This window comes from Brevundimonas sp. 01N35, assembly GCF_056399785.1.
Genome location: NZ_JBFTRZ010000004.1, coordinates 161,816 through 182,999 on the forward strand (window position 1 = coordinate 161,816; position 21,184 = coordinate 182,999).

General features: G+C 67.2%; 21 protein-coding genes and 1 tRNA gene. 6 read left to right on the top strand and 16 right to left on the bottom strand.

The annotated features are described in order from the left end of the window. Positions 1-5: 5 nt before the first annotated feature. Complete coding sequence (gene rfbB, locus AC1DJ5_RS05650) at positions 6-1,055, top strand: dTDP-glucose 4,6-dehydratase (protein WP_477019956.1); 1,050 nt, start codon at positions 6-8, stop codon at positions 1,053-1,055. Here the strand turns inward: rfbB and AC1DJ5_RS05655 are convergent. From AC1DJ5_RS05655 to AC1DJ5_RS05685, 7 genes are all read right to left on the bottom strand, one after another. Beyond that, positions 1,052-1,933 (bottom strand): hypothetical protein, encoded by an 882-nt coding sequence (locus AC1DJ5_RS05655; RefSeq protein ID WP_441454250.1) that lies wholly within the window; start codon positions 1,931-1,933, stop codon positions 1,052-1,054. The two genes, rfbB and AC1DJ5_RS05655, sit on opposite strands and share 4 nt — an antisense overlap. After that, positions 1,930-2,601, bottom strand: coding sequence for an ABC transporter ATP-binding protein (locus tag AC1DJ5_RS05660; protein ID WP_441454249.1), 672 nt, complete (start codon positions 2,599-2,601; stop codon positions 1,930-1,932). Before AC1DJ5_RS05660 ends, AC1DJ5_RS05655 begins: the two co-directional genes overlap by 4 nt. After that, the gene (locus AC1DJ5_RS05665) at positions 2,601-3,764 is read right to left on the bottom strand and encodes a KpsE/RkpR family capsule polysaccharide export protein (RefSeq protein WP_441454248.1); all 1,164 of its coding nucleotides are present in this window, start codon (positions 3,762-3,764) and stop codon (positions 2,601-2,603) included. Before AC1DJ5_RS05665 ends, AC1DJ5_RS05660 begins: the two co-directional genes overlap by 1 nt. Positions 3,765-3,804: 40 nt before the next feature. Next, complete coding sequence (locus AC1DJ5_RS05670) at positions 3,805-4,578, bottom strand: ABC transporter permease (protein WP_441454247.1); 774 nt, start codon at positions 4,576-4,578, stop codon at positions 3,805-3,807. A gap of 181 nt (positions 4,579-4,759) precedes the next feature. After that, positions 4,760-6,604 (bottom strand): adenylyl-sulfate kinase, encoded by a 1,845-nt coding sequence (gene cysC / locus AC1DJ5_RS05675; protein ID WP_477019957.1) that lies wholly within the window; start codon positions 6,602-6,604, stop codon positions 4,760-4,762. Then, positions 6,601-7,524 (bottom strand): sulfate adenylyltransferase subunit CysD, encoded by a 924-nt coding sequence (gene cysD / locus AC1DJ5_RS05680; protein WP_477019958.1) that lies wholly within the window; start codon positions 7,522-7,524, stop codon positions 6,601-6,603. The genes cysC and cysD overlap by 4 nt, the downstream gene beginning before the upstream one ends. Position 7,525: 1 nt before the next feature. Next, a complete protein-coding gene (locus tag AC1DJ5_RS05685; protein ID WP_477019959.1) occupies positions 7,526-8,848 on the bottom strand; it encodes a glycosyltransferase family 4 protein in 1,323 nt (440 codons plus the stop codon). 250 nt (positions 8,849-9,098) lie between these two features. On the opposite strand from AC1DJ5_RS05685, the gene AC1DJ5_RS05690 reads away from it, so the two are divergent. Both AC1DJ5_RS05690 and AC1DJ5_RS05695 read left to right on the top strand, forming a co-directional pair. Continuing rightward, entirely contained in the window at positions 9,099-10,259 is a 1,161-nt protein-coding gene (locus tag AC1DJ5_RS05690; protein WP_441454243.1) for an OmpA family protein, read from the top strand. Between the two features lie 175 nt (positions 10,260-10,434). After that, a complete protein-coding gene (locus AC1DJ5_RS05695; protein WP_441454242.1) occupies positions 10,435-11,754 on the top strand; it encodes a UDP-glucose dehydrogenase family protein in 1,320 nt (439 codons plus the stop codon). A gap of 69 nt (positions 11,755-11,823) precedes the next feature. On the opposite strand, the gene AC1DJ5_RS05700 is transcribed toward AC1DJ5_RS05695, so the two are convergent. Then, positions 11,824-12,498, bottom strand: a complete 675-nt coding sequence (locus AC1DJ5_RS05700; protein WP_441454241.1) for a YiaD family glycine zipper/OmpA-like lipoprotein — start codon at positions 12,496-12,498, stop codon at positions 11,824-11,826. Between the two features lie 224 nt (positions 12,499-12,722). Here AC1DJ5_RS05700 and AC1DJ5_RS05705 point away from each other — a divergent pair, with 224 nt between their 5' ends. Then, positions 12,723-13,142 carry an Hsp20 family protein gene (locus AC1DJ5_RS05705; protein WP_441454240.1) on the top strand — a complete coding sequence of 140 codons (420 nt, stop codon included), beginning with the start codon at positions 12,723-12,725 and terminating at the stop codon, positions 13,140-13,142. A 59-nt stretch (positions 13,143-13,201) separates the two neighbouring features. Beyond that, positions 13,202-13,453 (top strand): DUF1150 family protein, encoded by a 252-nt coding sequence (locus AC1DJ5_RS05710; RefSeq protein ID WP_477019960.1) that lies wholly within the window; start codon positions 13,202-13,204, stop codon positions 13,451-13,453. A 51-nt stretch (positions 13,454-13,504) separates the two neighbouring features. Here the strand turns inward: AC1DJ5_RS05710 and AC1DJ5_RS05715 are convergent, their stop codons facing one another. From AC1DJ5_RS05715 to AC1DJ5_RS05750, 8 genes are all read right to left on the bottom strand, one after another. Further along, positions 13,505-13,969, bottom strand: coding sequence for a PTS sugar transporter subunit IIA (locus AC1DJ5_RS05715; protein WP_477019961.1), 465 nt, complete (start codon positions 13,967-13,969; stop codon positions 13,505-13,507). 78 nt (positions 13,970-14,047) lie between these two features. Further along, a complete protein-coding gene (gene hpf, locus AC1DJ5_RS05720; RefSeq protein ID WP_441454237.1) occupies positions 14,048-14,704 on the bottom strand; it encodes a ribosome hibernation-promoting factor, HPF/YfiA family in 657 nt (218 codons plus the stop codon). Between the two features lie 76 nt (positions 14,705-14,780). Further along, the gene (gene rpoN / locus AC1DJ5_RS05725; protein WP_441454236.1) at positions 14,781-16,298 is read right to left on the bottom strand and encodes an RNA polymerase factor sigma-54; all 1,518 of its coding nucleotides are present in this window, start codon (positions 16,296-16,298) and stop codon (positions 14,781-14,783) included. A 401-nt stretch (positions 16,299-16,699) separates the two neighbouring features. Further along, positions 16,700-17,509 (bottom strand): LPS export ABC transporter ATP-binding protein, encoded by an 810-nt coding sequence (gene lptB, locus AC1DJ5_RS05730; RefSeq protein ID WP_441454235.1) that lies wholly within the window; start codon positions 17,507-17,509, stop codon positions 16,700-16,702. A gap of 6 nt (positions 17,510-17,515) precedes the next feature. After that, entirely contained in the window at positions 17,516-18,004 is a 489-nt protein-coding gene (locus AC1DJ5_RS05735; RefSeq protein WP_477019962.1) for an LptA/OstA family protein, read from the bottom strand. 2 nt (positions 18,005-18,006) lie between these two features. Beyond that, positions 18,007-18,669 (bottom strand): LPS export ABC transporter periplasmic protein LptC, encoded by a 663-nt coding sequence (gene lptC, locus AC1DJ5_RS05740; RefSeq protein WP_441454234.1) that lies wholly within the window; start codon positions 18,667-18,669, stop codon positions 18,007-18,009. 8 nt (positions 18,670-18,677) lie between these two features. Beyond that, positions 18,678-19,292, bottom strand: a complete 615-nt coding sequence (locus tag AC1DJ5_RS05745) for a ribonuclease D (protein WP_477019963.1) — start codon at positions 19,290-19,292, stop codon at positions 18,678-18,680. A 157-nt stretch (positions 19,293-19,449) separates the two neighbouring features. Then, positions 19,450-19,536, bottom strand: a tRNA-Leu gene (locus AC1DJ5_RS05750). Between the two features lie 261 nt (positions 19,537-19,797). Between AC1DJ5_RS05750 and AC1DJ5_RS05755 the strand changes: the two genes are divergently transcribed. Next, positions 19,798-21,153, top strand: a complete 1,356-nt coding sequence (locus AC1DJ5_RS05755; protein ID WP_477019964.1) for an NRAMP family divalent metal transporter — start codon at positions 19,798-19,800, stop codon at positions 21,151-21,153. Positions 21,154-21,184 lie beyond the last annotated feature (31 nt).

Consider the following 21,184-nt stretch of genomic DNA (forward strand, 5'->3'; position numbering starts at 1 on the left):
GCATCGTGCGGATACTGCTTACCGGCGGCGCCGGCTTCATCGGTTCGGCCCTGGCGCGGGATCTGCTGGGGCGCGGCCATGAGGTCCACGTTCTGGACTTGCTGACCTATGCCGGGGTCGAGGCCTCGCTGGCCGAACTCGAAGCGGATCCCGCCTACAGCTTCGTGCGCGCTGACATCGCCGATCCGGTCGCCGTCGCCGCCGTCTTCGCTGACTTCCGCCCCGAGGCCGTGGCCCATCTGGCCGCCGAGACTCATGTCGACCGTTCGATCGACGGCCCCGCCGTCTTCGTCCGCACCAATGTTGTGGGGACCCAGGTGCTGCTGGATCAGGCGCTGGCGACGTGGCGCGGACTATCGGGCCCGGCGCGTGACGCCTTCCGCTTCCTGCATGTCTCGACCGATGAGGTGTTCGGATCTTTGGGCGACGAAGGGCGGTTCTCGGAGACCAGCCCCTATGACCCGCGCTCGCCCTATGCGGCGTCCAAGGCGGCGTCGGACCATCTGGTCCGGGCCTGGGGCCACACCTTCGGCCTGCCGACAATCATCAGCAACTGCTCGAACAACTACGGCGCCCGGCAGTTTCCCGAGAAGCTGATCCCGACCATGATCCTGCGCGCGCTGCGTGGCGAGACCCTGCCGGTCTATGGCGACGGCCGCAACGTGCGCGACTGGCTGTTCGTCGACGACCACGCCCGCGCCCTAGCCGACATCCTGGAGCGCGGGTCGCCGGGCCAGACCTATGCCGTCGGCGGCGACGCCGAACGCACCAACCTGCAACTGGTCCACGCCCTCTGCGACGTGCTGGACCGGCTCCGGCCCGCTGCGGACGGTCGTGGACATGCGGAGCGAATCCAGATGGTCGAGGATCGGCCCGGCCACGACCGCCGCTACGCCATCGACGCGGGCCTGATCCGCCAGGAACTGGGCTGGACGCCGGAGGTCGGTTTCGTCGAAGGGCTGGAGCGGACCGTGCGCTGGTACCTCGACAACGAGGTCTGGTGGGCGCCGCTGGTCGCCGATTCCAAGGGGTTGGCCCGTCTGGGAACGTTCTAGCCGACCCGGCTGATCTGGGCGCCGCTAAAGGTCATCCGGCCGTCGAACACCCCTTCCAGAACGATGATTCGCAGTTCGCAAGGCGCGCGCTCGGTCCAGTCGTACTCCTGGACGATCTCGAACACTCCGGCGCGACCGGGCGTGAATTCCTTAGAGATGAAGTCGGTCTGACTGCCCCAGTCGACACGGAAACGCGGACGGCTGCCCTTGGCGTCGAAGGTCAGGCGGTAGGTCGCCCGCCAGCGGCCCGGCGGCAGGGTGATGTAGGGGCCGGTGATCATGAAGCGCGGACGGCCGGTCAGATCCAGCTGGCCGCGGGCGCCGCCCGGCACGGTGCGGGAATCGTAGTTGAATAATTCGGGCGCCCAGACCGCCTGGGGCCGGGCCGGGTCCAGCAGGGCGACCGCCTCCGTCACCGCGCGCAGGCGCGGCGAAAGAGGGGTGTCCGTCGGGGCGGGCGCCGGCCGATGCACCTTCACGCCCGGCAGGACCTCGACCGGACCGGCGTCGAAGTCGGCGCTGCGGAACAGTCGATCCGGCGGCAATAGGGCGGTGCGGGCCATTAGGTCCGTCAGCACCGCGATGTGGGGCGGCGGCGCGTCAGGGTCGTCCGCGTCGCTGAGCCGCATGCCGGGGGCGGCGATCAGGCCGGCGAGATGTAGGGCCGTGACGCCCGCCTCGACCGCGCGCTGGGCGTCGGCGGTCAGGATGACCGTCCCTGGATCGCTTAGGGGCGCGTCCTGGGGGAAGGCGTCGAGATCATGCAGCCGCAGTCCGGCCTCGGCGGCGGCGGCCACCACGGCGGCCCGCCACGCGATGTCGTTGCGGAAGGTCGGAACGACGATCCATCGTGCGGTCGAAGAGAGAGGCTGACTCACGCGGCGCGCAGCCAAGTATAGACCTCGACCGCCTCGTCGATGTCGTCGAACATCTTGGCCTGGCCGCCCTCGATGATAAGGGCCTGATCGCAGTAGCTGGCGATCAGATGGGTGTCATGGGACGCCATCAGGAAGGCGCGGTGGGCACGGTGCTCGAACAGCGCCTCTTGGCATTTACGCTGGAAGCGGGCGTCGCCCACCGCGACCAGTTCGTCGATCAGATAGCAGTCGAACTCGATGGCCAGCGACAGGCCGAAGGCCAGACGCGCGCGCATGCCCGAGGAATAGTGTTTGACCGGATCGCGCAGCGCCTTGCCCAGTTCGGCGAAGTCGTCCACCCGCGCCAGCATGTCGCGGAAGTCGCGGTCATAGAGCCGAGCGAGGAAGCGGACGTTGTCCAAGCCCGACAGACTGCCCTGGAAGCCGCCGCCGAAGCCGATCGGCCATGACGACGACATCCGCCATTCGATACGCCCCTCGGATTCCAGCAGCACGCCGCCCAGCATCTTGATCAGGGTCGACTTGCCCTGACCGTTGCGGCCGAGAATCGCCAGCCGCCCCGACTTGCCGAGGTTGAAATTGATATTCTGGAACAGGGGCTTGGCGGCGCCGTGATAGGTCTTTCCGACGTTGATGACGCGCAGGCCCGGAGCCTCGGGGGTCTGCATCAGTCCTGCCTGTGCTCCCGCACGCCGGCCCAGACGAGCCAGCCCACGGCGTAAACCAGCAGTGACGAGGCGAAGATGGTCAGCAGGGCCAGCCAGCGCTTCGGCTCGGTCGGCTTGTCCGGTTCGCTGGGGGCGACGATGCGCTCCAGATACAGTTTCTGGCGGCGGGCGTCCTGTTCGGCGGTCAGCAGGGCGGCGGTGGCCTGGGCCATGACCTTGTCCGCGATTTCGCGGCGCATCGTCAGTTCCTCATAGACGCCGACCTTGGGCGCCAGCGACGAGGCGCCGCCGGTGACCTTGGCGCGGGCCTCTTCGACCTGGCGCTCATAGGCGGCGATACGGCTGTCGAGGACCGGCAGTTGCGGGCTCGACGGAGCCTCCGACGCCAGTTGCGCGCGATCGGCGCGCAGCTGGGCGATGGTCACCAGCAGGCCGCTGATGACCCCGGTCGATTCCGTCACGGCGGCGCGCGGATCGATGAACTGGGCGCTGTTGCGCAGCGCGGTCAGGGCCTGCTGCGACGCGGCCAGTTCGCCGCGCGCCTGTTCGTAGGACACGCGGGCGTCGCGGACCGCGTTGGCAGCGGAGCGTTCGTTGAGGCGGTTGATCAGGGCCTCGCCGCTGTCCAGCATGGCGGCGTTGATGGCCTGGGCGTCCTTGGCGGTGAAGGCCTCCACGCGCACGGTGCTGATGCCCGACGTGGCGTCGTAGCCGACGGTCAGGAACCGCTTGAAGCCCTTGTAGAGCGCTTCCTCGCTCTTGCCCTCCCAGGGGCGCGGCGAGCGCGAAAACCAGTCGATTTTCGAGCCGTCCAGCATGGCCTTCAGATTGAAGCGGCTCTGCAGCGCCTTCACGCTGTCGCGCGAGGCCATGTATTCATGGACCGCGAAGGCGTCGTTCATGCCGCTGGAAATGCCCACGCCCTGCAGGGCGATGCCCAGGCCCGTTGGCTGGTTGGAACTGGCGGAACGGACCACGAAATGGGATTCCGACACATAGCGCGGCGAGGCGATCAGGCCGTAGTAGATGCCGCTCACGAGGGTCGGGATCCCGACCACGATCAGGAAGCCCAACGGCAGCCGCTTGCGCCAGGAGCGCTTGGCCGGACGGGCGGCGTGCGGTTCATCCGCCGCGCCGAGATAGGTCAGGTTGGTGTCAGCCATTCGTCTTCTGGGCGATGTGATTCATAATCGGACGATGTCTCTATTCAACCGAGATGCGGTCCCGGGCACCCGCGATCAGCAGCAGACCCAGAATATTGAAAACAGTGCCCACCGCGAGCGCATAGAGCGGATCGTAGTAGGTCGGAATGAATTCCCCAAAGACCCCCGCCCGGATCATCTCCACCCCGTGAGGGAAGGGGACGTAGAGATACAGGTGGCGAACGCTCGGCGGCAGCCACGACACCATGAAGAAGACGCCGGAAACCGGAATCAGAATGTAGCTGATCAAGCCGACGACACGTTCGAACGTCTCATAGCGCATGGCCAGGCCGGTGAGAATGAGCGCGAAGCCGCAGGAGATCCACGCCAGCAGGAACCAGCCAGCATAGAGCAGCAGATAGTCATGCGGCAGCCCGACCTGCTTGAGGCAGAGCAGCACCACATAGATGATGAAGAAAGCCGCCGTGGCTCCGCCCAACTCCAGCACGATGCGAGCGGCGAAGATGTGAAGCGGCGCGATCTGGCGATGATAGAGCAGGCCCAGGTTGGCCTGGAGCGCGCCCCCCAGAAGGCCGATCATGTGGCGGGTCAGGATCAGCGACATATAGCCGGTCATGACGAAGGGCGCGATGCGGACGCCGTGCTCATAGGGCGGCTTGGTGAGGGTCCACAGCGCCATGACGCCGAAGCAGAAGATCAACGGCTCGCCGACGACCCAGGCAAAACCCAGCCCTTCGCGTCCGAAGCGCGTCGCCATTTCACGCATGATGAGTGCGCCGACGATTTTGAAATGGCGGACGAGAGGTTCGAACATCAGGGCATTTGAGGCGCGCCGGGCGCGAGAGAAATCTATCGCGAAACAGCCTTTACCGTTGGCCGATCACGCCGCGACCATACTCCGCGCCGTCGCAAGCGCAAGCGATCGCAGCCGGGTTGCGGAGAAACTTCCGTCGCCTTTTCGAAGGTCGCCGGTCGCTTGATTGCGTGCCAAAAAATTAGGGAGCCGGCCTGAGATCCCCGCGCAGCCGCGCGATCACGGCCTCCGCCGCCTCCTCGGCGGTCATCCGGTCGGTCCGCAGGTGCAGATCCGGTTCGGTCGGCGGTTCGTAGGGGCTGCTGACGCCGGTGAAGTTGGCGATCTCGCCGCGCCGGGCCTTGGCGTAGAGCCCCTTGACGTCGCGCGCCTCCACCACGTCGAGCGGCGCGTCGATGAACACTTCCAGGAACTCGTCGGTCGGCATCATTTCGCGGACCATGCGGCGTTCGGCCCGGAAGGGCGAGATCAGCGACACCAGGACGATCAGGCCGGCGTCGGCCATCATCCTGGCGACCTCGGCCGCGCGGCGGATGTTCTCGACCCGGTCGGCCTCGGTGAAGCCGAGGTCGCGGCTGAGGCCATGACGCAGATTGTCGCCGTCGATCAGATAGGCGTGGCGCCCTTCGGCGGTCAGCCGCTCCTCGATCCGATTGGCGATGGTGGACTTGCCCGACCCCGACAGGCCGGTGAGCCAGACGACGGCGGCCTTTTGCCCCTTCAGGGCGGCGCGCTCGGCGCGGCCGACCCGGATGGCCTGGCGATGGATGTTGTGGGCGCGGCGCAGGGCGAAGCGGATCATTCCCGCGCCGACCGTCGCCCGCGTCATGCGGTCGATGAGGATGAAGGCCCCCAATTCGCGGTCGACGGCATAGGGCTCGAAGGCGACGTCCTGGCCCAGCGACAGGTGGCAGACGCCGATGTCGTTCAGAACCAGGGTGCGGGCCGACAGTTTTTCCTGGGTGTTGACGTTCACGCGGTGACGAATGTCGGTGATCTGGGCGGCGATGGTGCGGGCGCCGATCTTGAGATCATAGACCCGGCCTGGAATCATCTCCGCCTCGGCCATCCAGACGAGCGTGGCTTCGAACTGGTCGGCGGCCTCCAGCGGCGCGTCGGCGGCGGCCAGAACGTCGCCGCGCGTGACGTCGATCTCGTCGGTGAATGTCAGGGTGACGGACTGGCCTGCCTGGGCCCATGGCAGGTCGCCGCCCAGGACCACGATCCGCTCCACGCGCGATCGCACGCCCGAGGGCGAGACGGCGACCGCGTCTCCGACCGCGACGGCGCCGCTGGCGATGCGGCCCGAATAGCCCCGGAAGTCGAGGTTCGGCCGGCTGACGCCCTGGACGGCCATGCGGAAGGGGCGGGCCGTGACAACGGGGGCCGGCAGGTTTTCCAGCACCTCCAGCAAGGTCGGCCCTACATACCATTCAGCCGCCTCGCCGCGCCGGACGAGGTTGTCGCCGTTCACCCCGGAGACGGGAATGACGGTCGGCGTCGGCAGGCCGGCGGCCTCGGCGAAGGCGAGGTAGTCGGCGGCGATGGCGTCGAAGGCATCCTGCGACCAGGCGACCATGTCCATCTTGGTCACGGCCAGGATAACATGGCGCACGCCCAGCAGGGAGACGATGTGGCTGTGCTGCCGCGTCTGGGTCAGCACGCCCTTGCGCGCATCGACCAGGACGACGGCCGCGTCGGCGGTCGAGGCGCCGGTCGCCATGTTGCGGGTGTACTGCTCATGTCCCGGGGTGTCGGCGACGATGAACTGGCGACGCGGCGTCGAGAAGTAGCGATAGGCGACGTCGATGGTAATGCCTTGTTCGCGCTCGGCCAGCAGGCCGTCGACCAGCAGGGAGAAGTCGAGGCGGCCGTCGGCGTCGCTCAGGGCGGCGATCTGGTCGTCGGGCACGGCGCCCGCGTCATGCAGCAGGCGGCCGATCAGGGTCGACTTGCCGTCGTCCACCGATCCGCAGGTGATGAAGCGCAGCAGGTCGCGCTGAGGCTGAGGCAGGGTCGCGGTCAAAAATAGCCCTCCTGCTTCTTCTTCTCCATCGACCCCGCCTGGTCGCGGTCGATCAGCCGGCCCTGGCGTTCGGAACTGCGCGAGGCGCGCATCTCGGCGATGACGGCCTCCAGCGTCGCCGCCTCGCTCTCGACCGCGCCGGACAGAGGGTAGCAACCGAGGGTGCGGAACCGAACGGACATCATCTCGGGCGTCTCGTCAGGATTGAGCCGCATCCGTTCGTCATCGACCACGATCAGGGCGCCGTCGCGCCGGACCACAGGCCGTTCAGCCGCGAAATAGAGGTCCACGACAGGAATGTTCTCCAGCGCCACATATTCCCACACGTCCATCTCGGTCCAGTTGGACAGGGGGAAGACCCGCATGCTCTCGCCGGGCGCGACGCGCGCATTGTAGAGGCTCCACAACTCGGGACGCTGGCGACGCGGATCCCAGCGGTGGCCCGGACCGCGGAAGGAGAAGATCCGTTCCTTGGCGCGGCTGGCCTCCTCGTCGCGGCGCGCGCCGCCGATGGCGGCGTCGAAGCCGTGCAGGTCCAGGGCCTGCTTCAGTCCTTGCGTCTTCCACATGTCGGTGTGGGCCGCCGAGCCGTGGTCGAAAGGATTGATGCCCTGGGCTTGGGCCTCGGGGTTGTGGTGCACGATAAGCCGCGTGCCGCTTTCGGCCGCCATCCGGTCGCGCAGTTCGTACATGGCGCGGAACTTCCACGTCGTATCGACGTGGAGCAGGGGAAAGGGCGGGGGGGCCGGATAGAAGGCCTTGCGGGCCAGATGCAGCAGGGCCGCCGAATCCTTGCCGATCGAATAGAGCAGGACCGGGCGTGCGCACTCGGCCGCCACCTCGCGCAGGATGTGGATGCTCTCGGCCTCCAGTCGCTGGAGGTGGGTCAGTCGGTCAGGAGCGGTGAGGGCGGTGGTCATGTCAGTCGGCCGACACCCCGACCTTGCGATAGAGGTCCGTGAGGCGCGTCTGATAGGCCTCCGGGCTGAACTTCGCTGCCTGAAGGACGCCGCGCGTCTGCAGGTCCAGGCGAAGGCCCTCGTCGGCGTCCAGCGCCTGGATGCCGCGCGTGATGGCTTGAACGTCGTAGGGATCGACGATCACGGACGCGTCGCCGGCCACTTCAGGCAGCGACCCGCCCGTCGAGGTCAGCACCGCCGTCGACAGGGCCATGGATTCCAGCACCGGCAGGCCGAAGCCTTCATAAAGCGAGGGGAACAGCGTCGCCTTGGCCCCCCGGATCAGGCTGATCAACATGGAAAAGGGCATGTATTCGTACTGGCGGATGCGGTCGGCGCTGGGGCCGCCGTCGCGCTTCACCTGGTTCAAGAGGGCGGTCTCGCCCTCGTCCAGCCAGGCCCGGCCGCCGATGATGACCAGCGGCGTCTGGCTGCCCGACGCCAGATAGGCTTCGACGATCCGTCCCAGGTTTTTCTTGGGTTCGATGGCGCCGAAATGCAGGAAGTAGCCCTTCCAGCCCAGGTTGAAGACACCCTCCAGTTCCGTCGTGACGTCCGCCTGACTGCGGGAGGTCAGTTTTTCGGGGAGGCTCACTGCCTGATAGGTGTTGGTCACCCGGTCTTCGTCCACGCCCAGCAGGCGGATGACGTCCTGGCGGGTCGTCTCGGACACCACGGCGATATGGTCGGCACGGCGGGCGATTGTTTCGCACAGCGCCCGATAGGTCGCCTTGTCGTCCAGGGTGGTGTGCGGCAGGCGCAGGGGGATGAGGTCGTGGATGGTGTAGATGTTGGGAACGCCGCGCGCGTGTAGCGGCAGGGTCGCCGTCCAGTGCATGACGTCTGGCGCAGGCGCCTCGGCCGTGGCCTCGAACGAGACCGGCGTCTCCTTGCCGTAGGCGGCGAAGCAGCGATTGGCGTGGCTGAACAGGTCGCGCGCGGCCCAGAACCGGTCGGCGGCGGGACGGCCGCCGGATCGCGCCGGCCAGATCACCTCGCCCGAGGGCAGGATCGAATGCGCGGTCCGACCGTAGCGCGAGGTGAGGGTGTCCGCGAAGCGCTGGACCTTCTGCTTGCGGTTCAGGCGTTGCGGCGGTCTTTCGGCGTCGACTAAGGCGGTTTCGTTAAGCAGATTGTCGTCGCGTCGACGCGCGGCCGGCCCATAGAGGACTTGTGTTCCGAAACCGACAGCGCGTGCGCCGTCCAGCAGGTTCCGCCCATAGGTGGCGATGCCGGTCCCCTTGGCCAGGGCCAGGTTGAAGCCGTCGATGCAGATAGAAGTCATGAAATCCTGAGGGGCCGAGCGTTCGGTCGGGGATGTGGACGACAGGCGGGAAGACAGGTCAAGCTCATATCCGAGGCGTCTGTTGATCTTAATGCGCCGTTAAACCCCTGTAGCCCTCCGGCCACGGTGTGTTGCAACCTTCGGTAAATCGGGCGTTTGCCGCTCGACCACCCACGGCAACGCTGATAGGGAGTGGGGTAGGCGACGTATCCGTCGTCCACGAACAACAAAATCTCGGAGGGCCGCATCTATGCGCGTCAAGAGTTTGATCCTGGCATCCAGCGCGGCGGTGGCTCTGGCCCTGTCGGCGGGCGCCGCTTCGGCTGAGCCGGACGGCTGGTACGGCGCAATCGACGCCGGCTACCACATCATCGACGACATCAACACCGAGTCGTCGCTCAACGGTTCCAACTGGAACTGGGAAGTGAACAACGGCTGGGCGGCCTTCGCTCGCCTCGGCTATCGTTTCAACCCGAACTGGCGCGTCGAGCTCGAAGGCGGCTACCGCTCGGGCGACATCGGCAAGGTGCGCGCTGTCTCGGGTCCCCAGGGCCTGTGCAATGTCACGCCGGCGACCGGCCCCTGCTATTCGCCCGACGGCGACATCAAGTCGACCGCCCTGATGGCCAACGTCATCTATGACTTCGGCTATTCGGCGTGGGGCATCCGTCCCTTCGTCGGTCTCGGCGTTGGCGCCAACCACGTTGACGTCAATACCGTCGGCCGTCTGCGTCAGAACCCGGGCGTGGCCTTCGCCGCTGACGACAGCTCGACCAAGTTCGCCGCTCAGGGGATCGCCGGTCTGGCCTGGTCGCTCAGCGACCGCGCCAACATCGACCTGACCTACCGCTATCTGACGGGCGACGCTGAGTTCAAAACCTTCACGAGCTCCGCGACCAACGCCTTCGGCGAAATGACCGGCGACTACGACCAGAGCCACACCGTGACCCTGGGCCTGCGCTACGCCTTCGGCGCCGAGCCGGCGGCACCCCCGCCGCCTCCGCCTCCGCCTCCGCCCCCGCCGCCCCCGCCGCCCCCGCCGCCGCCTCCGCCTCCGCCGCCTCCGGCCAAGCCGGCTGCGCGTCAGTTCGTGGTCTACTTCGACTGGGATCGCTCGGACCTGACGGCGGAAGCTCGTTCGGTGGTGACGCAAGCCGCCAACTACGCCAAGTCGGGCGCTCCGACCCGCGTCTTGGTCGTCGGCTACACCGACACCTCGGGTTCGGCCGCCTATAACCTCGGCCTGTCCAACCGTCGTTCGCGCACCGTCGCGGACGCCCTGGTCGCTCAAGGCGTCAACGGCGGCGTCATCGCCCTCGACGGCAAGGGTGAAACCAGCCTGGCCAAGCCGACGGCTGACGGCGTGCGCGAGCCGCTCAACCGTCGCGCCACCGTCGACATCAACTTCTAAGACTCAGAGGGACCGGTTCGCGCCGGTCCCGATGACCTCGAAGGTCGATAAGATTGAGGGCGGTCGATCCATTCGGATCGACCGCCCTTTTTCTTTGGTCGCGGCCCCGCCGGTCGACTGGCAAACGCCATGCTTGAGCGCTATTTCGACCTGACTGCACCAAGAGGATGACCGTATGCGCGTCGCAATGATCGGCACCGGCTACGTCGGGCTTGTTTCCGGGGCCTGTTTCGCCGACTTCGGCCATGTCGTGACCTGCGTCGACAAGGACGCGGCCAAGATCGACCAGTTGAACGCCGGCCGGATGCCGATCTATGAGCCGGGGCTCGAGGATCTGGTCGCCGCCAACGTCCGTGACAGCCGCCTGTCCTTCGCCCTCGACGGCGCCGAGGCCATTCGCACGGCCGACGCCGTCTTCATCGCCGTGGGCACGCCGTCGCGCCGCGGCGACGGCCACGCCGACCTCTCCTACGTCTACGCCGCCGCTGAAGAAATCGCCGACCTGATCAACGGCTTTACGGTCATCGTCACCAAGTCGACGGTTCCAGTCGGCACCGGCGATGAGATCGAGCGCATCATCCGCGCCCGTCGCCCCGACGCCGACTTCGCCGTGGTCTCCAATCCCGAATTCCTGCGCGAAGGCGCCGCCATCGGTGACTTCAAGCGCCCCGACCGGGTCGTGGTCGGGATCGAGGACGAGCGCGCCCGTCCCATCATGACCGAGCTCTACCGTCCGCTAAACCTCAACGAGACGCCGATTCTGTTCACCGGCCGGCGCACGTCGGAGCTGACCAAATACGCCGCCAATGCCTTCCTGGCGCTGAAGATCACCTTCATCAACGAGATGGCCGACCTGTGCGAAAGCCTGGGCGCGGATGTGCAGCAGGTGGCGCGGGGCATTGGTCTGGACAACCGAATCGGCTCCAAATTCCTGCACGCCGGGCCGGGCTACGGCGGGTCCTGCTTCCCCAAGGACACCCTGGCCCTGGTGCGGACGGCGACCGACGCGGGCGCGCCCCTGCGCCTCATCGAGACGACGGTCGAGGTCAACGACGCGCGCAAGAAGGCCATGGCGGACCGCGTTGCGGCGGCCCTCGGCGGCGCAGACCTGAAGGGTAAGACCGTCGCCCTGCTGGGCCTGACCTTCAAGCCGAACACCGACGACATGCGCGACGCCCCGTCACTGGATGTGGCCCCGGCGCTGATCGCCATGGGGGCGACGGTTCAGGCCTTCGACCCCGAAGGCATGGGTGAGGCAGCCAAGCTGCTGGACGGCGTCGTCTTCCGCGATGGCCCCTATGACGCGGTCGAGGGAGCTGACGTAGTGGTGATCCTGACAGAGTGGGACCAGTTCCGCGCCCTGGATCTGGACCGGGTCAAACTGCTGCTGAAACAGCCGGTCATGGTCGATCTGCGCAACGTCTATCGGCCCGACGACATGAAGGCGCGCGGCTTCCGCTACACCTCGATCGGGCGACCCGAGAGCACCCGCTAGGCTTCACACACGCAAAAAGGGCGGCGCGTGAGCGCCGCCCTTTGAGTTTCAGCGGCCGTGGTCGTGGGATCAGCCCGTGAACGGGCGGATCAGGATCTCGACGCGGCGGTTCTTGGCCTTGCCTTCGACGGTGCTGTTGTCGGCGATCGGGTTGCGCGAGCTGTTGCCGGCGACATAGAGGCGTTCGCGGATCACGCCGTGATCCATCAGATAGGAGGCGACCGATGAGGCGCGGCGCTCCGACAGCGGCTGGTTGATGCCGTCGCCACCCGAGGAATCGGTGTGGCCGACGACGTCGACCATCGAGCGATCGTATTCCTTCAGTACGCGGGCGACGTCGTCGAGGACCGGCAGGAAGCGGCTGTCGAGGTTCGACTGGCTGCTGGCGAAGGTCACGTCGGACGGCATGCGCAGCACCAGGTTGTCGCCCTGACGCGCCACGCCGACGCCGGTGCCCGAAAGCTCGGCTTCCAACGCGCGCTGCTGGCGGTCCATGTACTGGCCGACCCCGGCCCCGGCCAGGGCCCCCACGCCGGCGCCGATCAGGGCGTTCTTGCGGCCCTGTTCGCCGCTGGAGGTGTTGGTCAGATAGCCCAGAACGGCGCCGCCCAGGGCGCCGGCGATGGCGCCGGTCGCGGTGTTGTTGCGGTTCGGCGTCGAGCTGTAGGGGTCGGTCGTGGTGCAGGCGGTCGCGCCCAGCAGGGCGACGAGGCTGACGCCGGTGACGATGAGCTTGGCGCGCATGAAAAATCCTTTGGAGAGGGAGAGGGGAGCGAGAGGGAGCGGGCGGGCCGCGAAAAACCAGCCGCTACACTGAAGGCTCCAACCTGTATGTCACGTGAACGGTTGCGGCGCCTAGCCGCACCGTTGACCGGATCGTCGCGCATAACCATTTGTTGCGAACGGCCGGGCGTTCTTGCCTTTCAGGGGGAACGCGGACGGTCGGGTCGCTTGTTTGCGAGGGCCCCATGACGACGCGCACCATCCTGTTCGACAGCCCCTTCCTGCTGGGGTTCGATCATACCCGCGCCCTGATCGACCGGGCGGCCAAGGCCGCGGCTGAAAGCTATCCCCCCTATAATGTCGAGCAGCGCGGCGAAGCGGGCGTGCGCATCAGCCTGGCCGTGGCCGGGTTTGCGCCTGAGGAGTTGGCCATCACCCTGGAAGGCCGCCAACTGACCATAGCGGGCAAGCGCGACGACGCGGGCAAGGGCGAGCAGGCCTTCCTGCATCGCGGCATCGCGGCGCGCGGCTTCGTGCGCAGCTTCGTCCTGGCTGACGGGCTGGAGGTCGCCGAGGCGCGGCTGGAGCACGGCCTGCTGCACGTCGATCTGGTCCGCCCCGAACAGGATCGGAACATTCGCCGGATTCCCATCACGACGGGCTGATCCCGTCGTCGAACCGCTCGGCTCGCCGGGCGTTTAGTCAAGCGTAAGGAGGCGGTCTTATGACGCCTATTATGACCAATAAAGATTTTGCGGGTCTGGGCGCCCCAGACCTTGTCTATGTGCGCGCCATCCGCGCGTCGGACGTGATGGTGGACGCCCATATCGAAGCTCCGGGCGTCGAGATCGATCCCGAGCAGATTCTCTACGCCGTTCACGGCGCCGACGGCGAACGTCTAGCGGTCATGCTGGATCGCGACACCGCCTTCGCCGCCGCCATGGCCCACGAACTGGCGCCCGTGTCGGTGCATTGATTTCGGTGCGCTAACGGCTGTTCGGCCCGCTTGAGCGCGGGCCGGGTCGGCTCAGGCGGCGGTGGCCGGCACATCCTTGACGAACAGGGCGCGGACGGCGTCGATGGTGCGCGCCTGGCGCAGTTGCTCGCGCAGCTCCGGCGAACGCATGGCGCGCGACACGGCGGCCAGCGCCCGCAGGTGCTCGGCCCCGGCGTTCAGCGGGGCGAACAGGGCGAACAGCAGATCCACCGGACGATCATCCACCGACTCGTAGGCCACGGGCGTGTCGAGGCGGACGAAGACGGCGCAGACGCGGTCCAGTCCCTTGATGCGTGCGTGGGGCACGGCGACGCCGGCGCCCAGGCCGGTCGAGCCCAAAGCCTCACGCTCCAGCAGCGCTTCCAGCGCCCGGCCTTCGTCGAGGCCCAGCGCGCCGGCGGCGGCTTCGGCGACGGCGTGCAAGGCTTGGCGTTTGGATGACGCGCCGCCGCGCAGGACGATCCCGTCCGACGACAGCAAATCTGCGATGTCCATGATGACCCCGAAACTCGAACCCGACATTGGCGGAAGGGCGAGGCGTCTTCTAGCGCCTTCGCCCTCCGCATGAAAGTCTCAGCCTCGTGAGCCGTTGCCGATCTTCGCGGCGTTCAGCGTGCGTTCCGGGTCGACCCAGCCCACATTGCCGTCAGGACGGCGATAGACCACCGACAGACCGCCGTGCGCGGCGTTGCGGAACATGACCATGGGATAGCCGGTCATATCCAGTTCGAGCACGGCCCGACCCACGGTGATGGTGCGGATTTCCGCTTCGGTTTCCGCGATGACCATGCCGACGGGCGGCGGCTCGTCGGGCGCTCCGGCGTCGCCGAAGGCCTCGTCCTCGACCGTGTCCGGATTACGGAAAATGGTCAGGGAGGCGACTTCGCGGGCGGCGTTCTCGGTCTTCTCGGGCGACAGGCCCTTGGGACCGATGTGATGGTCTTTCAGCCGGCGCTTGTAGCGACGGACCCGCTTCTCCAGCTTGTCGAGACTGTCAGAGAAGGCCGCCTGGGCGTCGCCGCCGAAGCCCGTGGTCACCAGTGACTGGCCCGAGGCCAGACGGACCCAGCAATCGACGCGGAAGCCGTGGCGGTCCTTGGACACCACGACCTCGGCGTTTTCGCCGCCACGGGCGAAATACTTGCCGACTCCCTCTTCGAGTTCCTGGGAGATGCGCGAGCTTAGCGCTTCGCCGACATCCACTTGCTTGCCGCTGACTTGGATCTGCATAGGCATAGAACGCGACGGGTTGCGTTTGGTGTCAACGCCGATCACCGATTTGTGGTGACGCTTCGTCGCAGGGTGATCAGCCGGCTTTCAGCATCCGTCGGCGCTGGACAGAGGACGGAATTCGCAGGGCTTCCCGGTATTTGGCGACGGTCCGACGGGCGATGTCGATGCCGGTCTCGTTGAGGATTTCGACAATCCGGTCGTCGCTCAGCACCTCGCCGTCGACGGCCTCGCTGTCGATCATCGCCTTGATCCGGTGACGCACCGCCTCGGCCGAGTGAAGGGCGCCGCCGTCCGACGACTGAATGGCGGCGGTGAAGAAAAATTTCAGCTCGAACACGCCGCGCGGGGTGGCGACATATTTATTCGAGGTGACGCGGCTGACCGTCGATTCGTGCATGCCGATGGCGTCGGCGACGGTCTTCAGGTTCAGGGGGCGGAGGAACTCCACGCCGAAGGCCAGGAAGGCGTCCTGCTGGCGCACGATCTCGGAGGCGACCTTGAGGATGGTCTTGGCGCGCTGGTCCAGCGACTTTACCAGCCAACTGGCCTGGGCGGCGCAGTCGGCGACGAAGGCCTTTTCAGTGTCCGACCGGGCGCCGGCGACGACCACGCCGTGATAGCGCTTGTCCATCAGGATGCGGGGCAGGGTCTCGCTGTTCAGCTCGACGCGCCAACCGCCGGCCGGATCGGGACGGACATGGACGTCCGGCACCACAGTCTGGGCCGGTTCGCCGCCGAAGCCTGCGCCGGGGCGCGGCGTCAGTCCTTTCAGTTCGGCGATCATGTCGCTCAGGTCCTCGGCGTCGACGCCGCAGACCTTGCGCAGGGCTGGCAGGTCGCGCCGGGCCAGAAGCTCCAGATTGTCCAGCAGGGCTTCCATCGCCGGGTCGAAGCGGTTGCGCTCGATCAGCTGCAGCCTCAGGCATTCCGGGGCCGAACGGGCCATGACGCCAGTCGGCTCGAACCCGTGGCAGACGGCCAGAACGGCTTCAATCCGCGCCAGATCGACGCCCAGCCGGTCGGCGACCTCCTGCAACTCGCCGCGCAGATAGCCGCCCTCGTCGGTGGCGTCGATCAGGGTCAGGGCGATGGCGTGGTCGGCGGCGCTGAAGCCGGCGGACGAGGCCTGGGCCTGCAGATGCTCCCACAGGGTCGCTTCGCGGGTGTCCGGCCGCTCCATCCCTTCGCCGTCCATGCCGCCGCCGCTGCCGGCGCGGGACCAGTCGGACAGACCGGGCTGTTCGCCGACCTCGCCCGCGTCGCGCTTGCGGTCGGCGTCGCGGTCGCCGGGCGAGGCGTCGTCGTAGAGGTCGTCCGATCGGGCGTCCATGGCGCGCTCGGCCTCGCCAGAGGGTTCGGTGAATTGCAGTTCGCTAGTGTCTGAGGAGGCGGCGGCGTCGGAAGGTTCGCTGGTGGCTTCGCCGCCCGCCTCGCCCTCGTCGCGTTGCAGCAGGGGATTCCGCTCCAGCTCGCCTTCGACGAAGGCGTCCAGCTCGAGATTCGACAGCTGCAGCAGCTTGATCGCCTGCTGCAGCTGGGGCGTGATGACCAGCCCCTGACCCTGTCTGACCTCCAGCCTCTGACCGATCACGGCGCTTCAATCCCTCCGACCAGCCTCGTTGGCCCGGTTCTTGCTGGGATCGTGCGGCATAGCCGTTAACGTCTGGCGAACGGCGAGCCGACTGTCGGCGGCGGATCGCCTGAGAGGGCGCCGCATTGCACCGCGCCATCAGAAAAAAACAGTGCAATTGGTGCAATGAGTGCAATGGGGAGTCGCGCGGGGCGGGGGCTGAGCGACGGCTTCGGCGTGGCTTCGGCGTGACGGGGGCGAAGGCGGCGGGAGGACGATGTCAAAGACCAGGACGCTGATCCTAGTCGATCCCGCAGCCCTGCGACCTATAGAGCCGTGAGCGGACGCCAATCCCTTGCGGGGCAAGGGTTTGCGCAGACGGATTGTGACGGCTTCGGCGTGGCGGGCAGCAGGTCTCGGCGTCAGGCGTACATTTCGCCGAGATAGACGCGGCGCACTTCGGGATCGCTGACGGCCTCGTGGGCGGTGCCTTCGAACAGGACCGAACCGGCCGAGATGATCGAGACGCGGTCGATGATGTCCAGGGTCTCGCGCACGTTGTGGTCGGTGATCAGCACGCCGATGCCCTGGCTGGACAGGTAGCGGATCACGTGGCGGATGTCGGCGATGGCCAGGGGGTCGATGCCGGCGAAGGGTTCGTCCAGCAGCATGAAGCTGGGCCGGCCGGCCAGGGCGCGGGCGATCTCGACGCGGCGACGCTCGCCGCCCGACAGGCCGGTGGCCGGAGCGTGGCGCAAATGGTCGATGCGCAGTTCTTCCAGCAGGCGGGTCGTCTCGTCGCGGACGCCGGCGGCGGTCTTCTCGCGCAGTTCGACCACGGCCTTGATGTTCTGCTCGACCGTCATGCCGCGGAAGATGGAGGCTTCCTGCGCCAGATAGCCCAGACCCATCCGGGCGCGCTGATACATGGGCTGCTGGGTAATCTCTTCGCCGTCCAGCCAGATCGAACCGCTGTCGGCCGGGATCAGGCCGGTGATCATGTAGAAGCAGGTGGTCTTGCCGGCGCCGTTGGGCCCCAGAAGGCCGCAGACCTCGCCGCGCTGGACGGTCAGGGAGACGTCCTTGACCACCTGGCGCTGGCCGAAGCTGCGGGCGATGTGTTCGACGCGCAGGCCCGTGTGGCGCGCGGCCCCGGCCGCGGCTTCGGGGGCCGGCGCTTCGTCGGCGGCCGCCTGGTCGAGGTTGAGGGCGGAGAGTTCCTTGCGCGCCAAGCGGGGTCAGTTCCCTTGCGGGTAGAAGACGCCCTGGACGCGGCCGGCGCCGCCTTCCATGCGGGCCGTCTCGGTGCGGACGTTGTAGACGAGCCGGCTGCCGCTCAGGACGTTCTTGCCCTGGGTCAGGATGACGTCGCCCGTCACCACCACCTCGGCGTTGCCCAGCGTATAGACGGCGCGGTCGCCGCGCATGCTCTGGTCCGGGGTGACGAAATAGACGTTGCCGGTCGCCTCGACCCGGCTCAGGTCGCCGTTGGCCGTGACGCCGTGGATGGCGTCGGCGCGCAGGCGGTTGCCGCCTTGCGTCAGTTCGGCCCGGCCGCGCAGGGAAAAGCCGTTGGGCGTGTATTCGCCGCCGTCGGCGCCGTACTGGACCGGCTGCTTCGAGGCGTCAGCTCCGATCGGAGAGGTGCTCTGCGCGCCCGAAGTCGCGGGGACCGTCAGGGCCAGCAGCAGGGCGGCGCCTGCGATCATGGTGTTCGACTTGGACATGGTCACCTGCCGGATCCCGCGGGGTTGATGGTGCCCCGCATCTTGTTTTCGCCCTGGCCGCTGAAGACGACCCGTTGGCCCTGATCATAGATCGCATAGGACGAAGCATCGATGGTTCCAAGAGGCCCGCGCCCCTGGACGCCCTTGTCGCCCGTCACCACGCCCGTATTGGTGTCGACCACGGCTTCCGGCGTGGTCAGGACGAAGCCGGAGCCGCCGTCCGAAATTTTCACGTTCGGCCCGATCACGACCTTGCGGCTGGTCTCGATATAGGTGCCGCCGTCAGCCGTCAGTTCCGTCACCTTGCGGCCGCCGAGGTTCAGGCGGAGCAGGGGGCCGACAAGGCGGAAATAGCCGGTGGCCGGATCGCGGATCGCGCCCTGGGCCCCGATGACGAAGGAGCGGCCCTGGGCGTCCTGGCCGTGGAACATGGGGTTGTCGAGGCGGATCTCGCGCGTCTCGCTGGCCTTGCGCTCGACCCCCGACATGACGGTGCGGAACACGGTCCAGGTCAGGGCCCCGCCCGCCAGCGTCAGGATTAGGATGGGCAGGACGCGGCGATACAGCTTCACCCGCTTGGAGCGCGCGCGCCAGCGCTCGCCCGCCTGGGCGACCCGGGCCTCGTCGGCGCGCTTGCGCGCTTCCTGGGCGTCGAGGTCGCTCATGGTGCTCCTCAGGCGTGCGCGAAGATGTCGGTCTCGTCCCAACCGGCCAGGTCGAGACGCGAACGGGTGGGCAGAAAGTCGAAGCAGGCGCGGGCCAGCTCGGCGCGGCCTTCGCGCTCCAGCATGACATCGAGCTTGGCCTTGATGGCGTGCAGGTAGAGGACGTCCGAAGCCGCGTAGTCCAGTTGGGCCTGCGACAGGACGGGCGAACCCCAGTCCGAGCTCTGCTGGGCCTTGGACATGTCCACGCCGGCCAGTTCCTTGGCCACGTCCTTGAGGCCGTGACGGTCGGTGTAGGTGCGGGCCAGCTTGGAGGCGATCTTGGTGCAATAGACCGGACGCGTCTCGACGCCGAGGTGCAGGTCAAACATGCCGATGTCGAACCGGCCGAAGTGGAAGATCTTGAGCACCTTCGGGTCGGCCAGCAGCCGCTTCAGGTTGGGGCAGTCATAGGCTGGGCGGTTCAGCCGCACGACATGAGCGTCGCCGTCGCCCGACGACAGCTGCACTACGCACAAGGGGTCGCGGCGGAAGCGCAGGCCCATGGTCTCGGAATCGATCGCGACCTCCGGTCCCAGGTCCAGGCCATCGGGCAGGTCGCCTTCGTGCAGGTAAACAGTCATGGGCAGAAAACTCGGGTGGTCGATCAGGACGACAACATAGACGAACCGCGCGCTATCGCTAGGACGCAGCGCCAACCTTCGCCGTTGTAGATGAGGAAAGCAGGGCTGAAATGACAAACGGCGCCGTATCCGTGGGATACGACGCCGCTTGAGAATGTGGTGCCCAGGAGAGGACTCGAACCTCCACGGCCGTTAAGCCACTGGCACCTGAAGCCAGCGCGTCTACCAATTCCGCCACCTGGGCCCGGTGGGTCGCCCCGCCGAGGGCCGGACTAATAGGGGGGACCCCGGAGGCGGTCAACAGGCTTTTTTCCGATTTCAGGAAAATCTGCTCAGCTGTCCGAAAGTCCCGGAAATTCCGCGCCCTATGCGGCCGGGCGGACCATCGTCCGCGTATCGTCGATCTCGTGGGATGCGTTCCTGCGGGGGCTGTATCGGCCTTCTTTCCATCTGGAGCGTTGAGCCTAGGCTGGCGTTGTTGAAGTCAGGTCCTCGCAGGTGATGATTGTCCGAAACGCCGCCGCTCCCGCAACCTGAGCCGAAGCCTGCAGGCGAGCCGGACGACGCCGCGCCGCGCAAGCGCGATCTGTTGCGGATCTTCAAGGTCCTGGGGCCGGGCCTGATCACCGGCGCCGCCGACGACGACCCCTCCGGCATCGCCACCTATTCCCAGACCGGGGCGCAGTTCGGCTACGGCCAACTGTGGACCGCCCTTTATCAGATCCCTCTGCTGCTGGCGGTGCAGGAAGCCTGCGCCCGGATCGGCGCGGTGACAGGGCAGGGGCTGGCCGGGGTCATTAAGCAGCACTATTCGCGCACGGTGCTGGTCGGCGTCGTGCTGCTGGTGGTGGCGGCCAACACCATCAACATCGGCGCCGACATCGGCGCCGTGGCCGAGTCGGCGGCCCTGGTCGTCCATGCGCCCATCTGGGCCCTGGCCCTGCTGACGGCGACCGTGGTCCTGCTGCTCGAGGTGTTCGTCAGCTATCGCATCTACGCCAAATTCCTGAAATGGCTGGCGCTGGCCCTGCTGGCCTATCCGGCCACGGCCCTGATCATCGACCAGCCCTGGCAGGAGATCCTCTATGCGACGGTCGTGCCGCACATCGAGTTCACGGCCTCCTTCCTGTTTATCATCACCGGCGTCTTCGGCACCTCGATCTCGCCCTATATGTTCTTCTGGCAGGCCTCGCAGGAGGTAGAGGAACTGTGGGACCACAAGACCCCGGTCGGCGAAAACGGGCGGCCGGTGCTGCCGCGGGGCTATCTGTCGGACATGCGGCTGGACACTACGGTGGGCATGGTGGCGGCCGAACTGGTGCAGTGGTTCATCATCATGACCACGGCATCGGTACTGTTCCGCAACGGGGTGACGGACATCCATACGGCGGCCGATGCGGCCAAGGCGCTGGAGCCGCTGGTTCAGTCTTTCCCCGACGCCGGTCAGGCGGCCAAGGTGCTGTTCGCGGTCGGGGTGATCGGCCTGGGCCTGCTGGCGATTCCGGTGCTGGCGGGCTCTGCGGCCTACGCCCTGTCCGAGGCCCTGGGCTGGAAGGAGGGGCTGTCCAACAAGCTGGGCGACGCGCGCGGCTTTTACGGCGTTATCGCCGTGGCGACCCTGATCGGCCTGTTACTGAACTTCATCGGCGTCAATCCGATGAAGGCGCTGGTCTATACGGCGGTGTTCAACGGGATCGCCGCCGTGCCCCTGTTGTATGTGATCGCGCGGATCAACGGGAATGGGGCGATCATGGGGAGCTCGCGCGGCGGGCCGTGGTCGCGCACCTTTGTTTGGCTCACCTTCGGGATCATGGGGCTGTCGGGCGCGGCTCTGCTCTACACCCTGGTCTTTCCGCATTAGGGCAGGGCACCGCCGCCCCGGGGAGGACGGC